The sequence below is a fragment of the Candidatus Izemoplasmatales bacterium genome (genome assembly GCA_041649275.1).
Taxonomy (GTDB): Bacteria; Bacillota_I; Bacilli_A; order Izemoplasmatales; family Hujiaoplasmataceae; genus UBA12489.
In genome coordinates this window covers 407,428-422,221 of sequence record JBAZNL010000001.1, presented here as the reverse complement: position 1 = coordinate 422,221, position 14,794 = coordinate 407,428, and the positions used below count along the sequence as shown (strand labels likewise).

Genomic DNA, 14,794 nt, shown 5'->3' with positions numbered 1-14,794 from the left:
GTCTCCATTGTAGCACAGGCGGGGTGATTGTGAAATCGGTGTCGACAAGCGAGGCCTTATGATATACTGTATTCAAGGTGATGTCGATGGGCATGTTCAAACTCGTATCCGATTACAAACCGACCGGCGACCAGCCGGAAGCGATCGACCGGCTGACGGCGAATCTGCGTGCGGGGATGAAGGAGCAGGTCCTGCTCGGCGCCACCGGCACCGGCAAGACCTACACGGTCTCCAACGTGATCGAGCGCCTCGACCGACCGGTCCTCGTGCTCGCGCACAACAAGACCCTCGCGGGCCAGCTCTACACCGAATTCAAGAACTTCTTCCCCGAAAACCGGGTCGAATACTTCATCTCCTATTACGACTATTACCAACCGGAGGCCTACATCCCCGGCCGCGACCTCTACATCGAGAAGGACGCGATGATCAACGACGAGATCGACCAGATGCGCCACGCCGCGACCAGCTCTCTGCTCGAACGGCGCGACACGATCATCGTCGCCTCGGTGTCGTGCATCTACGGCATCGGCGATCCGGAGGAATACCGCAAGGGGATCGTGACCGTCCGCGTCGGCGACGAGGAGGGACGCGACGTCCTGATCCGCAAGTTGGTCGCAATCCTTTACGAGCGCAACGACATCGACTTCAACCGCGGCTGTTTCCGCGTCAAGGGCGATACGCTCGAGATCCTGCCGACCTACGAGAAGACGTCCGGCATCCGGATTTCCTACGACTACGACCGGATCGCCCGGATCCGTCTCTTCAACGTCGTCACCGGCGAGGCGTTCGAGGAGCGCGAAGTCGTCTCGCTTTTCCCGGCCTCGCACTTCCTCACGGACCGCGGGAAGCTCGAGGAGGCGCTTGCCCGGATCAAGGCCGAGCTGCTCGACCAGGTCGCGAAGTTCAAGGCCGAGAACCGTCCGCTCGAGGCCGAGCGGATCTGGCAAAGGACGATGTACGACCTCGAGATGCTCTCGGAGATGGGAACCTGCAACGGCGTCGAGAACTATTCGCGACACCTCTCGCTCCGCGGCGCCGGGGAGACTCCGTCGGTGCTGATCGACTTCTTCCCGAAGGACTTCATCCTGATCGTCGACGAGTCGCACGTCACCCTCCCTCAGGTGCGGGGCATGTTCAACGGCGACCGCTCGCGCAAGACGACGCTCGTCGACTACGGGTTCCGCCTGCCCTCCGCGCTCGACAACCGGCCGCTCGACTACGCCGAATTCAACGCCAAGATCAATCAGGTCGTCTATGTTTCCGCCACGCCCGGCGACTACGAACTGGCGCGCGCCGGAGCGGTGGTCGAGCAGATCATCCGCCCGACCGGCCTGCTTGATCCGAACGTCTTCGTCCGCAGGACCGAAGGCCAGATCGACGATCTCATCGGCGAGATCGAGGATGTTCTAGCCCGCAAGGAGCGCGTGCTCGTCACGACCCTCACGATCAAGATGAGCGAAGATCTCACCGCCTACCTGCAGAGTCTCGGATACAAGGTCGCCTACCTCCATTCCGAGGTCAAGACGCTCGAGCGGATGGAAATCATCCGCAAACTTCGTCTCGGCGTCTACGACATCATCGTCGGAATCAACCTCCTCCGCGAAGGCATCGACCTGCCGGAGGTGTCGCTGATCGCGATCCTCGACGCCGACAAGGAAGGGTTCCTGCGGAGCGACCGCTCGCTCGTCCAGATCATCGGACGCGCCGCGCGCAACGAACACGGCAAGGTCGTCATGTACGCCGACCAGGTGACGTCGTCGATGAAGTACGCGATCGACGAGACGGCACGCCGCCGCTCGATCCAGACGCGATACAACGAGGTCCACGGAATCGTCCCGAAGACGATCCTCAAGGCGGTCCGAGACTCGATCTCGATCAAGGTCGACAGGAAGACCGGCGAGGTCGACTACAGGAAGATCTCGAAGAAGGAAATCCAGAAGTCGATCGAGATCCTGGAGATGCAGATGCGTCAGGCCGCGAAGGACCTCGATTTCGAACGGGCCGCCGAACTCCGCGACGTGATCATCGAGATGCGGGGTCATCTGTGAGAAGGCACGTCCTCCTCGCGGCGAGCCTCGTGCTCACGGCCTTCATCTTCGCGATGTCGCTTCAGCCGGGCGAGGTCTCGGGTGCGATGTCCTCGCCGCTTGCCCTCGCGCTCGGTCGCATCCTCGAAACGATCCTGCCCCGGATCGACATTGATCCCGAAACGCTTCACGCCCTCGTGCGCAAGGGCGCGCATGTCGCCGAGTATCTCGCGCTCGGCATCGCGTATGCGCTCACGGCGCGCGCCTGGCGGATCCCGCTGTGGGCGGTCGTCATCGCGGGCGTGGCGGTCGCGTTCTGCGACGAGTCGCTCCAGGGATTTGTTCCGAACCGCGGTCCCGATCCCCTCGACGCCCTCTGCTTCGATCTGCCCGGCTTTCTGCTCGGCGCCCTGACGACCTTCACCGTCGCCGCCGGAGTCGTCAAACGGCGGTCGGAAAACAACGTCTCGTAAGAGACGTTTTCATTTTCTTCAAAAAAAGTGTAAAAAACCCTTGCAATGTCGAAAGAAAATTAATATAATTAAGGTGCAAGTTAAAAAAATCAATTTGACGGAGCAAAAAACGATGAAAAATCAAACTCTGGTTCGCCTGGAACACAAAGAGATCGGAAAAAGGCAGGCCTACCGGGAACTCTATCCGAAGCCGGAGAAGATCCGTCAGCCGAAAAGGGCGCATTTCGTCAGACTCCGCTTCCGCATCCCCGAATCGAAAGGCGTCACCGCCTTCCTCGGCTTCCTCTTCCTGCTTCCGACCCCGCTCTTCCTCGTCCGCGTCGTCCTCGGGTTCGTGAAGTTCGACAAGGAAGACGTCCCCTTCAGCAAGAACGAACTCATGCGTCTCATCGCCGTCCGCGGCTTGAAAGTCGACGTCAGGTCGACCGACGGCGTCCACATCTTCATCAAAACGCTCTGACAGGAGGAACCACCATGGAATTCAAAACGTTCAAGAAAGACGGCATCCGCACGATCCTCTCCGACGCCGTCGGGTCGAAGGCCAAGTACCCGGTGCTGTCCCAGTGCCCCGTCTGCCACCACGACCTCGTCGTCACCGAACTCCGTTGCGAGCACTGCAACACCGCCGTCTCCGGCGCGTTCACGCTCTCGAAGTTCAACTACCTCGACACCGAAAAGCTCTACTTCATCGAGATCTTCGTCAAGAACCGAGGCAACATCAAGGCGCTCGAAAAGGAAATGAACGTCAGCTACCCCACGGTCAAGAAGATGCTCGACGACGTCATCACCGTCCTCGGCTACACCCCGGACGCCGCCCCCGCGATGGAGGAAACCGCCGCCCCCGCGAAGGATGAAACGCCGAAGATGACGAGGATCGAAATCCTCGACAAGCTCGGCAAGGGAGAAATCAGCGCCCTCGAAGCGGCGGAACAGCTGAAGAAGATCCGCTAGGGATCCAAAAAGGAGAAGAATCATGTCGAACAACTTCCTCGATCGTGAACAGAAACGCGTACATCAACTCATCCTCAAGGGCGACATCACCTTCGAGCAAGCCGAGATCATCTTGACCGCGCTCATCCTGGAACGGATGCAGCAGGGCAAGATCAGTCCGAACGAAGCGTCGGACATGCTTCAGAGAATCCACTGAGAGATACGCCATACAGGAGGAACCCATCATGGCCAAAGACGAAATGAAACAGGAAAGAATGAAGATCCTCGACATGCTCACAAAGGGCACGATCACCGCCGAAGACGCGGAACGCCTGCTCTCCGCGATCGGCGACCGGAACGAATCGGAATCCCCGACCGTCATCGTCCCGGACAAGAAAGCCCCGTTCCGGATGCTCAAGGTCTACATCGACTCCGCCGACGGCGACGTCGTCAAGATCGAGCTGCCGGTCGAGTTCGCGAAGCTGCTCAAATCTGGCAAGTTCAACCTCGACACCCTCGAGGACGTCGACGTGGACATCGACGCGATCATCCAGATGGTCAATGCCGGCGCGCTCGGCGAGATCGTCAACATCAAGTCCGCCGACGGCGACATCGTCCGCATCGTCATCGAGTGACATGGACGCCGACATTCGGCCTGAAAACGCAGGGGCGAAGGTCCGGGTCTTCCAAAACCGGAACTTCGCCCTTTTATTCTGGGGTATCTTCGTCTCCAACATCGCCCACGTCTTCTTCAACTTCGCGATCGGATTCTACATCTACGAGGTTACCATTCCGCTCGTCGGAGCGGCCGATGCGGAGATCCTGAAGGCGGTTTACATCGCCCTCGCCGGGATCCTCCTCGTCATCCTCTCGCCGATCGGCGGCGTCCTCGCCGACCGCTGGAACAAGGCGAGGATCATGGTCGTGACCGATTTCGTCCGCGGGATCACGATCCTCGTTTCCGGCGCCGTCGTCTTCCTCGTCGACTCGAACCTCGTCAAGCTCGTCGTCCTGTTCGCGATGGAGGTCGTCCTCGCGTCGAACGCCGCGATCTTCGGACCGGCGTCAGGATCGCTCCTCCGGTTCATCGTGAGCGACGAGGAACTCCAGCCCGGCGCCTCGTACCTGCAGATGTCGAACAGCTTCCAGTCGATCATCGGGCTCGTGTTCGCCGCCGCGCTCTATTCGCGCCTCGGCATCGGCTGGATCTTCGTGATGAACGGAGTCGCCTATGTCCTTTCCGCCGTCTCCGAGATGTTCATCCGCTACGAGCACCATCGCGCCGAAACCGATGCGATCACGATGCGCGACGTCGTCAGGGACATCGGCGCCGGCATCCGCTACATCGCCTCCGAAAAGGCGATCGTCGCGATCCTGGTGATGGCGCTGATGATCAACTTCTTCATCTCGCCGATCTTTTCCAACGGGATGCAGAACTTCGTCTACTTCCGTTTCGCCCAGGAATCCGGATACCTGCTTTCGAACGTCTGGGATCCGACAACCTGGTTCGGCGCCTTCTCGATCGCGCTTTCCATCGCCTCGATCGCGATGTCGTTCATCCTTTCGCGGAAGCCGACGCGTCAGAGCTATGCGAAGCCGCTCAAGACCGCGTTCATGGGGTTCGTCGTCGCAATGTCGGGAATCTGCGCCACGATCGCCCTCTACTACTACGACGTCGTTCCGATCGATTTCGTCCTCGTCGCCGTACTGATCCTGATGTTCGTCTCCGGCCTCGGACTGGTGGCGTTCAACGTGCCGCTCGGACTGGTGATGCAGCGAAAGGTCCGGAAGGACATGCTCGGAAAAGTCTCGGCGGTCACGTCGACGCTCTCGCAGGCGCTCATCCCGATCGCCTCCCTGCTCGCCGGCTTCGTGATCGCGAGAGCCGGAAACCAGGTCTTCTTCATCGCCGCCGCCCTCGGCATGATCGCCGTGTCGGCCTGGTTTCTCCCCAACAAGGCATCGAATCAGATCTGAACCATTCGCCGTTCGGGTCCTCGGTTACGCCGCGGACCCTTTTTTATTCGATGAAATTTCAACCCGGGAAGGCGTGCGTTTTGAATGAAAACATGGTATAATTTTCATAGTGTGGCGTTTCAAGGCGGAGGAACATGAAATCGATCAGGGAACTCTACAAAATCGGATACGGTCCTTCGAGTTCCCATACGATGGGGCCTCAGAAGGCCTGCGCCCTCTTCCGCCGCGCCCATCCGGACGCCGTCCGCTTCAAGGTCACGCTCTACGGGTCCCTCGCCCTCACCGGCAAGGGACATCTGACCGACGTCGTGATCCGGGAGACGCTCAAGGACGTCGAGATCGTCTTCGATCCGACCTATGTCCTCGCCCACCCGAACACGCTCGACATCGTCGGCCATGCCGCTGACGGCGGCGAGTACCGCTGGCGCGTCTACAGCGTCGGCGGCGGTTCGATTAGGATCGAGGGCGACGACGAGGACGTGACCCCCGACGTCTATCCGCATTCGTCCTTCGAAGCGATCCGCGCCTATTGCGAGACCGAAGGCATCCGCCTCTACGAGTACGTCGAGCGCTTCGAGGGCCCGGCCATCTGGGATTTCCTCCGTGCCGTCTACCAGACGATGAACGATGCGATCGCGCGCGGCCTCAAGGCCGAGGGAACGCTTCCCGGAGAACTCGGGATCAGCCGCAAGGCGAAGATGCTCCTTCAGAGCGCCCTACCCCACGAACCTCAGGACATCGTCGAAAGCCGCACCGTCTCCGCCTATGCCTATGCCGTCTCCGAGGAGAACGCAAGCGGCCATCTCGTCGTCACGGCACCGACCTGCGGCTCGAGCGGTGTCGTGCCCGCGGTCATGCGCTATCTCAAGAACCGCCGGCGACTGACAGTCCGGAGATGCCTCGAGGGACTCGCGACCGCCGCCCTCGTAGGCAATCTGATCAAGCACAACGCCTCGATCAGCGGCGCGATCGCCGGCTGTCAGGCGGAAGTCGGCGCCGCCGTCGCGATGGCCGCGGCGATGGCCGCGGAGATCGACGGACTGCCGATCAACGCGATCGACTACGCCGCCGAGGTTTCGCTCGAGCATCATCTGGGACTCACCTGCGATCCCGTGCTCGGCTATGTCCAGATCCCCTGCATCGAACGCAACGCCGTCGGCGCGCTTCGTGCGATCGACGCCTGCGGATTGGCGTACTTCCTCGCGCCGACGCACCGGATCACGCTCGACATGGCGATCGAGACGATGTACCGGACCGGCAGGGACATCCATCACAAGTATCGCGAGACCGCCATCGGCGGACTCGCGGAAGAATACGCGAAACGGTTCAGGACCGGCGGAAAGGAGGGCGAATGACATGGAGAACGAACGGCAGCATCTGATCGTGGAAGCCATCGATCTCACCCACGACGCCCTCGGCGTCTGCAAGCTCGAAGACGGCTACACGGTCTTCGTGGAAGGCCTCCTCAAGGGCGAACGCGCCGACATCGACATCACCGAACGCCGCAAGAACTTCGGCTTCGGGAAAATCGTCGAAATGGTCGAGAAGAGTCCCTATCGCGTCCAGCCGAAGTGCCGCCATTATGACGTCTGCGGCGGCTGCGACCTGATGCACATGGACTACGACGTCCAGCTCTCTTTCAAGAAGTATCGGATCGAGACGACGCTGAAGCGCGCCGGGTTCGAGAACGTCAAGGTCAACGACATCGTCGGGATGATCAACCCCTACAACTACCGGAACAAGATCGAGGTCAAGTTCCAGAACGGCGAAAAGGGCGTCGAGGCCGGGTTCTTCCGGGCCAAGTCGCACGACCTCGTCAACCTCGAGGAATGCCACATCATGCCCAAGCGCGCGTTCGACCTCGTGACGCTCGTGAAGAACATCTCGAACGAACTCGGCATCCGGGCCTACGATCCCCAGACGAAAACCGGCGAACTGAAGTCCGCGGTCATCCGCGAATCGACCAAGACCCGCCAGCTCGCGATCCTGCTCCACCTCGCGGTCGAGGACCTGCCGCAGTGCGAACTGTTCGTGAAGAAGATCGTCGCGAAGATCCCCGAGGTCGCCTCGATCGCAATTTCGACGACCAACGACGAGTCGACGCTCTCGACCGATCCGGTCCGCATCCTCCACGGCGCCGAGGGGCTCGTCGACTCGATCGGCGAACTCGACTTCTTCATCGGCCACCGCTCCTTCTTCCAAACCAACGCGATCCAGACCGAGAAACTCTACCACCAGGCGGCCGACTACGCCGAACTGACCGGCAAGGAGAAGGTCATCGACGCCTATTGCGGCATCGGCTCGATCGGCCTGTTCGTAGCGAACCGCGCCTTCAAGGTCTTCGGCATCGAAGTCGTCAAGGCGGCGATCCAGGACGCCCGCAGGAACGCCGAGATGAACGACATCAAGAACGCCTTCTTCGAAGTCGGCGAGGCCGAGACGGTCATCCAGAAGTGGCGCAAGTTCAAGTTCGATGTGATCTTCGTCGATCCGCCCCGCAAGGGCTGCGACGAGGCACTGCTCGCGGCGATCATCGAGATGCGGATTCCGCGCGTCGTATACGTCTCCTGCGACCAGGCGACGCTCGTGCGCGACCTCAGGACCCTCGCCGACGGCGGATACAAGGTCGTCGAGATCACGCCCTTCGACATGTTCCCGCAGACGGCGCACGTCGAGAGCGTGACGCTGCTCACCATCAAGTAAATGACGAATGAAAAAAACGGCTAGCGATAGCCGTTTTTTATATCTATGCGCGGATCGCCCACCGGAGTTTCGCCGATCGGGCGCGGGGATTGGCGTTCTGTTCCTCGAAGGAGGGCCGGATCGGTCCGGGTGCGATCTCGCGGTAGACGCCGTCGCGGAAGAGCGCCTGGAAGGATTTCTTGACGAGCCGGTCCTCGCCCGAGTGGAACGAGAGGATCGCCACCCGTCCGCCCGGTTTCAGGACGTCCGGCAGTTTTTCGAGAAAGGCGTAGAGCGCGTCGTATTCGCGGTTGACGTCGATTCGAAGCGCCTGGAACGCGCGCTGGCAGGATTTCTTCGTCTCTTCCTCGCGGGTCGAAGGAGGCAGGAACACCAGCGCTTCGCCGATGACGGCGGACAACTGCGACGTCGTCCCGATCGGACGCCCGGCCTTCCGCGCCGCGACGATCGCCTGCGCGATCCGTTCCGCGTGAGGCTCGTCGGCGTTCTCGACGAGCATCCCCTCGATCTCCGCCGCCGACATCGACTTGAGGCGATGCGCCGCGGAGAGACCCTGTTCGGGATTCATCCGGAGGTCGAGCGGACCGTCGACCTTGAACGAGAAGCCGCGCGCCGGATCGTCGATCTGCATCGACGAGACGCCGAGGTCGGCGAGGACGAAGTCGAATCCGCCCGCAGGCGGCAGGAGTCGGTCGACGTCGGCGAAGTTCATGTGGGCCGCCGTGAGCCGCGGCGGATTGAAACCGAGTCGTCCCAGGCGATCGACCGTCTTCGGCAGTTCGATCGGGTCGGCGTCGACGGCGAAAAGCCGTCCCGTCTCGCCGATCGCCTGCAATAGTTCGGCGGCGTGTCCGCCGTAGCCGAGGGTGGCGTCGAGCCCGGTCTGCCCGGGTTCCGGCCGAAGGAAGACGAGGATCTCCGCGACCATGATCGGCCGGTGCGTCCCGGCCGGGGTGCTGCCCTTGGCGATGACGCGGGCGACGGTGTCGGGATACTTCTCGGGATCCCGTTCCTTGTATTTTTCGGTGAAGGCGCGGGGATGCGTACCGCGGTAGCGGACGCGTCGCTCGTGCTTGCGGTCGGCGTCTTCCATCGGATCACTCCTTTCGCAGGCTCGCTCGGGCGGACTCCGGAAGTCCTGCGAGTGCCATGCACTGTGCGAAGACGCGGTGTCCGACGACGCGGTCGAGGGCGTGTTTCGCGGGCTTCTCGACGATCGTCAGGTGATAGAACAACCCGCTCTCGCGTTCCATCTCGGGAGCGGCGGACAGATAATAGAGCGCTTCACCCGAGATCCTGGGATCCTTCAGGAAACGCGAAGTGAAGTGTCTGAAGAAGAAACGGTAGAGCGGTCCGTTGTTCTGACCGATGTTGGTCAGGACGTCGCCGGGATGCATCGCGTTGATCGTCACGCCGCTGCCGCGGAGCAGTTCGTCGAGTTCCCAGACGGTCATCAGCTGGGCCGTCTTCGAGGCCCCGTACCCCTTGAGTCCGGTGTAGCGGCGGCGCGTCCATCCGAGGTCGTCGGGATCGAGGCCGTCGAACCGGTGTCCTTCGGAGTTCACCTGGATGATGCGCGAAGGCGCACTCTTTCGCATCCGGTCGAGGAGCAGGACGGTAAACAGGAACGAAGCCAGATGGTTGACGCAGAAGACCGTCTCGAAACCTTCGCGGGTGAAGATCCGGGTGGTCGAATGCAGTCCGGCGCTGTTGATCAACACATCGATCCGGGGAGCGATGGAAAGAACCTCGGTGGCCGCCCTGCGGACTTCGCGGAGAACCGCGAAATCGGCAATCACCAGTTCCACGGAAACGCCGAACCTGACGGACAGATCCGCACGGAGACGGTTCGCCTTGTCGGCGTTGCGGGCGACGACGACCAGTCGGGCTCCGCCTTGCGCGAGCCGCGTCGCGGCGGCGAGGCCGACGCCGGAGGTCGCGCCGGTGATGACGCAGGTCTTGCCGGCCATCGAGGCGTCGGTCGTCTTCTGGGTCGCCTTGCGGTTGGCGAGGAACATCAGTTCGTCGGGAAGTCGCATGTCGGGTTTCTCCTCATCCGAAGACCTTGCGCATGAACCAGCGGTAGAAGCGGCGCCATCCGGGGATGCCGTCGTAGATGTCGCCCCAGAGGTCGTAGTAGTCGCGCTGTTCGGCGATGCGGCCGTCGGGATGAAGCGTGAGTCGGGTGCAGCCGTGGATGGGCGTGCTCGGGGAACGGCGGAAGACCATCGTCATCGTCCAGTCGAAGAGGATGACGTCCTTTTCTTGCGTGACGTGATGCAGATCCATGCGGAGCTGCCGGCATCGGCGGGTCAGGCGATCGCACATCGCCCGGAAGGCATCGATGCCTTCGATGCGCTGGATCGAATCCCGGAACACGATCTCCGGATGGTAATAGGGAAAGATGTGGGACCAGTCCGGCTTCCCTTCGGGGTTGTATGTCTTCGCCCACTGGACCAGGACGATCTCCTTCGTGAGCGGCAGCGGCCGATCGGTCGATTCGGGGTTCGGCATGGCGTGCACATCCTCTCCCGCACCCTCTTATCCACATGCGGATGCGTCGCCCCCTACTATATCACATCGACGCATTCGAGACAAGCCATCCGATTTTTTCGACGGATGCCTTGCCCGCATCGCTTCCAGATGCTATAATGCGGTTGGAAAGTATGAATTTCCCACCGGGGTGAAGACCATGATCATCGAACTTAGAAAAAAGGCGCAGATCACCATTCCGAAGGAGATCGTCGTCGGTCTCGGCCTCGCCGAGGGAGATACCCTCGACGTCAGGCTCGTCGACGGCGCGATCGTGATCGAACCGGTCACCGTCTATCGCAGGGCGCATGCGATCGCGCTTGAGCGCGACCTTCCCGTCCGGTCGGGAATGCCCGACAAGTACGCCGAGGGCCCTTCCGATCCGGGCGAGGACGAGACGATGATCGACGCGACCCATGACATCCGCAAATGACTCCGTGTCTGGGGAGGGACTCCCGATGAGCCTGCATGCGTTCAATGCCGGGTGCAACATCGTCGGATTCCGCAAGGACGGAATCGACTACGGCATGTGCTGCGCCTGGGCGCAGATGCTCGACTACGACCGCATCTCGATGCTTCTTGGAGCGCAGAGCCGGACCGGCGCGGCGCTCGCCGTCGGCGACGTCGTCGGCGTCAGCGCGCTTGCGGAAGGGCAGGAAGACGTCGCCCGTCGCCTCGGCGAAGGGCATAGCGGGGCGACCGAGAAGTATCGGGGCGTCGCGATCGACCGCACCGGCACCGCGATTCTGATCCGCGGCGCCCGGGTCCGGATGGTGTGCGAAGTCGTCGACGTGATGCGTCTTCCGGGAATCGAGGCTGACCGATTCGCGGTCATGAAGGTTCGCACGTATGAACAGGACCAGCGCGTCACCTTCCTGTCCGCCTATTTCGATTGATACATCATTCTATTTCGTGTTGTCAACATTCACTGATCGTGATACAATGCTTCTGGAGAAACGACCGTTTTCCCAAGAATCGAGGTGCGTTCCATGGAGAAGAAAGCCGAATACGCGTTGCTTCAGCAATATCTCTACTCGGTGCCCGACCTCTATTTCATCATATCCGTTGACGGGACCGTCCTCGACATGAGGTATGAGCCGGGCGCACCCGTCTATGACGACCAGGCGCGCGTCGGCACCAATATCCGATCGATCCTGCCCGTCGCGACCGCCGAAGCCATCATGAACGGCGTTTGCGAATGTCTTGCGTCGCACAAACGCACGCGGGTCGAGTACGATCTCGAGTTGCCGTACGGGATGCGCCATTACGAGGCGCGTCTGAATCCGATCGAGGGCAAGGAGGAAGTGACCGCCGTCATCCGTGACGTCTCCGACATCGACGCGACCCTCCTGACGCTCGCGAAAAGCGAGCGCGTCTATCGCGAGATGATCGAGAAGGCGCCGATGCCGGTCCTGATCGTCCGCAAGAGCGACGGCATGATCCGCTATGCGAATCGGGCGGCGATGACCCATTATCGCTTCATGTCCAAGCGCCTGATCGGCACGCCGCTGATCCACATGTACCAGCGGCGGGAGGATCGCATCAACCTCCTGGACAAACTGGAGAAGCAGGGGTTCGTCTCCAATTACGAGATCGGTTTGATCGACAGCGACGGGAATCCCTTCTGGTCGCTCGTCTCCGCTTCCTCGATCGACTTCGAGAACGTGCCGGCGACGATGCTCGCGATCAACGACATCACCCGCCAGAAGAACGCCGACGATCTCGTCCGCAAGAGCGAGGAGAAATACCGCATGCTCACGGAGTTCAACTCCGACGTCGTCTGGGTCTACAACGTCACCCAGGACCGCATCACCTACACGTCGCCCGCCGTCACGCGCCTCCGCGGGTATTCGTCCGAAGAGGCGATGACGCAGTCGTTCTTCGAAACGATCAGCCCCGACGACGTCGAAAGCGTCCGCAAGACGCTGTTCGCCGACATCCGGTCCTTCCGCGAGAACGGATCCGACGAGAGCGTGATCACCGAGGCCAAGCAGCTCTGCAAGGACGGAAGCACCGTCTGGATCGAGATGTCGACGCGCCTGCGCCACAACGAGATCGGCGAGATCGAGATGGTCGGCGTCAGCCGCAACATCGACAACCGCAAGAAGGCCGAGGCCGAGATCCTCTATCTGAGCTACAACGACCAGCTCACCGGCTTGAACAACCGCCGCTACTTCGTCGAGAACTACGAGACGTTCAACCGTCCCGAAAACCTCCCGGTGACGATGGTCTTCGCCGACGTGAACGGCCTCAAGTTCACGAACGACGTCTTCGGCCACGCGGCCGGCGACCGGCTCCTGATCACCTTCGCCGACATCCTGAAAAGGACGATCCGCAGTCACGACATGCTCGCCCGCGTGGGCGGCGACGAATTCATCATGATCCTCGCGAACACCGATGAGAATCGCGGACGCGCGTGGATCGCGGAACTCGAGTCGCGCATCTCGGCCACGTCGTCAAACCACGGCCTGCTCTCGGTATCGCTCGGGATGAAGACGAAGACCCGGATCGACGACAAGTTCGACGAAATCTACAAGTTCGCCGAGGACATGATGTACCGGCAGAAGGTCTTCGACCGCCAGCGGTTCAAATCGGATCTCCTCTATCGGATCAAGCACGACCTGTTCGCGGCGATTCCCGGGGAGCGGGACCACTCCGATGCCGTCGCGCGCCTGTGCCGCCTGACCGGCACCGCGCTCGGCATGAGTCCGCTCGACGTCGAGGAACTCGAACTGGCTGGCGCGCTCCACGACATCGGGAAGATCGGGATCGACTCCTCCCTGCTGACAAAACCCGAAGGGCTGCTTCCCGTCGAGCGCGAGGAGATCGCGCGACATGCCGAGATCGGCTATCGCATCCTCGACACCGTCGAGATCTTCTCAGGCGTCGGAAAGGCGATCCTTCATCATCATGAACGGATCGACGGAACCGGCTACCCGCAGGGGCTGAAGCAGAACGAGATCCCCATCAAGGCGCGCATCATCGCCGTCGCCGAGGCGTTCGACGCCATGATCCGCGTCCAGCCGTGGCGCGCCGCCCGCCCCTTCGCCGATGCGGTCAAGGAACTCAAGAAGAATGCCGGAACCCAGTTCGACTTCGACGTCGTGCGCGCCTTCGTCGCCGACGTCGTCCCGCGCCTTGCGCCGGAAAAGTCCTGACCGATCACCTCTTCCCCTTTCGGGGAGAGACCGATTCCATTCCAGGAGGACAAGGATGACGATCCTGCTCGATCCCCGCATGGTCACCCAGAAACACGCCGACGACCTTCGGGAAGCCTTTCCGGACGTCCTTTTCGTCGAAGATCCCGATGCGGTTTCGGACGTCGACGCGGTCTTCTGCCACCCCGGATTCGCCGTTCCATCCCGTCTCGAACGCTATCGCTCGCTCTCGTGGGTCCAGATCCTGATGGCGGGATACGACGCCGCCGACATAGCGTACCTTCATCGCCGGGGGGTCGTCGTCACGAATCTGAAGGACGTCTTCCATGTCTCGATCGCCGAGGACATCTTCGCCAAGATCCTCCTGTTCAACCGCGGCGTCCGCCACGACCTCGAGGCGATGCGGGAAGGACGATGGGAACCCGTGCGGCACCTGCCCGAAATCCATGGTTCGGCAGTCGGGATTGTCGGGGCCGGATCGATCGGCTCGGCGATCGCGACGCGCATGAAGGCATTCGGCGCAACGGTCATCGGCTATCGCCGGAAAAGCGCGCCGGCGAGCGGTTTCGATGAGATCGTCCATGATCGGCTCGGATTCGAACGTCTGCTTCAGGAAAGTGATTATGTCATCGCCGCCCTGCCGTTGAACGAGCGGACGGCGGGACTGATCGGAACGGGCGAGTTCGCCCTGATGAAGCCCGATGCGCTCTTCGTGAACGTGGGACGCGGTGAAACGATCGATCAGGATGCGCTCTTCAAAACGCTTCGCGATCGTCGCATCCGCGGAGCCGCGCTCGACGTCACGACTCCCGAACCGCTCCCGCCGGATCATCCGCTCTGGCGTCTGCCGAACGTCTTCATCACCCCGCACAACGCTTCCTCGAGTCCCTTCATCTGGTCGCGCATCGTTGCGATCCTGCATACGAACATCCGCCGGCGCCTCGATGGCGAGCCGCTTCAAAACGAGATCGACGCCTGAACGCCTTCATCCGAA

16 protein-coding genes are annotated in these 14,794 nt (G+C 61.5%); 13 read left to right on the top strand and 3 right to left on the bottom strand.

Annotation, left to right across the window (positions count from 1 at the left end; genetic code table 11):
* Positions 1 to 92 precede the first annotated feature (92 nt).
* From uvrB to rlmD, 9 genes are all read left to right on the top strand, one after another.
* The gene (uvrB, locus tag WC509_01960; protein MFA5006223.1) at positions 93 to 2,048 is read left to right on the top strand and encodes an excinuclease ABC subunit UvrB; all 1,956 of its coding nucleotides are present in this window, start codon (positions 93 to 95) and stop codon (positions 2,046 to 2,048) included.
* A complete protein-coding gene (locus WC509_01955) occupies positions 2,045 to 2,500 on the top strand; it encodes a VanZ family protein (GenBank protein MFA5006222.1) in 456 nt (151 codons plus the stop codon). Before uvrB ends, WC509_01955 begins: the two co-directional genes overlap by 4 nt.
* A gap of 112 nt (positions 2,501 to 2,612) precedes the next feature.
* A complete protein-coding gene (locus tag WC509_01950; protein ID MFA5006221.1) occupies positions 2,613 to 2,960 on the top strand; it encodes a hypothetical protein in 348 nt (115 codons plus the stop codon).
* 14 nt (positions 2,961 to 2,974) lie between these two features.
* Positions 2,975 to 3,451 (top strand): DUF2089 domain-containing protein, encoded by a 477-nt coding sequence (locus WC509_01945; GenBank protein ID MFA5006220.1) that lies wholly within the window; start codon positions 2,975 to 2,977, stop codon positions 3,449 to 3,451.
* 22 nt (positions 3,452 to 3,473) lie between these two features.
* A complete protein-coding gene (locus tag WC509_01940; GenBank protein MFA5006219.1) occupies positions 3,474 to 3,647 on the top strand; it encodes a hypothetical protein in 174 nt (57 codons plus the stop codon).
* A 28-nt stretch (positions 3,648 to 3,675) separates the two neighbouring features.
* Positions 3,676 to 4,065 carry a hypothetical protein gene (locus WC509_01935; GenBank protein ID MFA5006218.1) on the top strand — a complete coding sequence of 130 codons (390 nt, stop codon included), beginning with the start codon at positions 3,676 to 3,678 and terminating at the stop codon, positions 4,063 to 4,065.
* A 1-nt stretch (position 4,066) separates the two neighbouring features.
* The gene (locus tag WC509_01930) at positions 4,067 to 5,407 is read left to right on the top strand and encodes an MFS transporter (GenBank protein ID MFA5006217.1); all 1,341 of its coding nucleotides are present in this window, start codon (positions 4,067 to 4,069) and stop codon (positions 5,405 to 5,407) included.
* Positions 5,408 to 5,541: 134 nt separating this feature from the next.
* Entirely contained in the window at positions 5,542 to 6,762 is a 1,221-nt protein-coding gene (locus WC509_01925) for an L-serine ammonia-lyase, iron-sulfur-dependent, subunit alpha (GenBank protein MFA5006216.1), read from the top strand.
* Position 6,763: 1 nt separating this feature from the next.
* Positions 6,764 to 8,110 carry a 23S rRNA (uracil(1939)-C(5))-methyltransferase RlmD gene (rlmD, locus tag WC509_01920; protein MFA5006215.1) on the top strand — a complete coding sequence of 449 codons (1,347 nt, stop codon included), beginning with the start codon at positions 6,764 to 6,766 and terminating at the stop codon, positions 8,108 to 8,110.
* Positions 8,111 to 8,153: 43 nt separating this feature from the next.
* Here rlmD and rsmH read toward each other — a convergent pair whose 3' ends face one another.
* Genes rsmH through WC509_01905 form a run of 3 tightly spaced genes read right to left on the bottom strand, consistent with a single transcriptional unit; the run spans position 8,154 to position 10,624 of the window.
* Positions 8,154 to 9,203 carry a 16S rRNA (cytosine(1402)-N(4))-methyltransferase RsmH gene (gene rsmH, locus WC509_01915; GenBank protein MFA5006214.1) on the bottom strand — a complete coding sequence of 350 codons (1,050 nt, stop codon included), beginning with the start codon at positions 9,201 to 9,203 and terminating at the stop codon, positions 8,154 to 8,156.
* A 4-nt stretch (positions 9,204 to 9,207) separates the two neighbouring features.
* Positions 9,208 to 10,149, bottom strand: coding sequence for an SDR family NAD(P)-dependent oxidoreductase (locus WC509_01910; protein MFA5006213.1), 942 nt, complete (start codon positions 10,147 to 10,149; stop codon positions 9,208 to 9,210).
* A 13-nt stretch (positions 10,150 to 10,162) separates the two neighbouring features.
* A complete protein-coding gene (locus tag WC509_01905; protein MFA5006212.1) occupies positions 10,163 to 10,624 on the bottom strand; it encodes a nuclear transport factor 2 family protein in 462 nt (153 codons plus the stop codon).
* A gap of 178 nt (positions 10,625 to 10,802) precedes the next feature.
* On the opposite strand from WC509_01905, the gene WC509_01900 reads away from it, so the two are divergent.
* From WC509_01900 to WC509_01885, 4 genes are all read left to right on the top strand, one after another.
* Positions 10,803 to 11,075, top strand: a complete 273-nt coding sequence (locus WC509_01900; GenBank protein ID MFA5006211.1) for an AbrB/MazE/SpoVT family DNA-binding domain-containing protein — start codon at positions 10,803 to 10,805, stop codon at positions 11,073 to 11,075.
* 25 nt (positions 11,076 to 11,100) lie between these two features.
* Positions 11,101 to 11,538, top strand: a complete 438-nt coding sequence (locus tag WC509_01895; GenBank protein MFA5006210.1) for a flavin reductase — start codon at positions 11,101 to 11,103, stop codon at positions 11,536 to 11,538.
* Positions 11,539 to 11,631: 93 nt separating this feature from the next.
* Positions 11,632 to 13,800, top strand: a complete 2,169-nt coding sequence (locus WC509_01890; protein ID MFA5006209.1) for an HD domain-containing phosphohydrolase — start codon at positions 11,632 to 11,634, stop codon at positions 13,798 to 13,800.
* 55 nt (positions 13,801 to 13,855) lie between these two features.
* Positions 13,856 to 14,779, top strand: a complete 924-nt coding sequence (locus WC509_01885) for a D-2-hydroxyacid dehydrogenase (GenBank protein ID MFA5006208.1) — start codon at positions 13,856 to 13,858, stop codon at positions 14,777 to 14,779.
* Positions 14,780 to 14,794 lie beyond the last annotated feature (15 nt).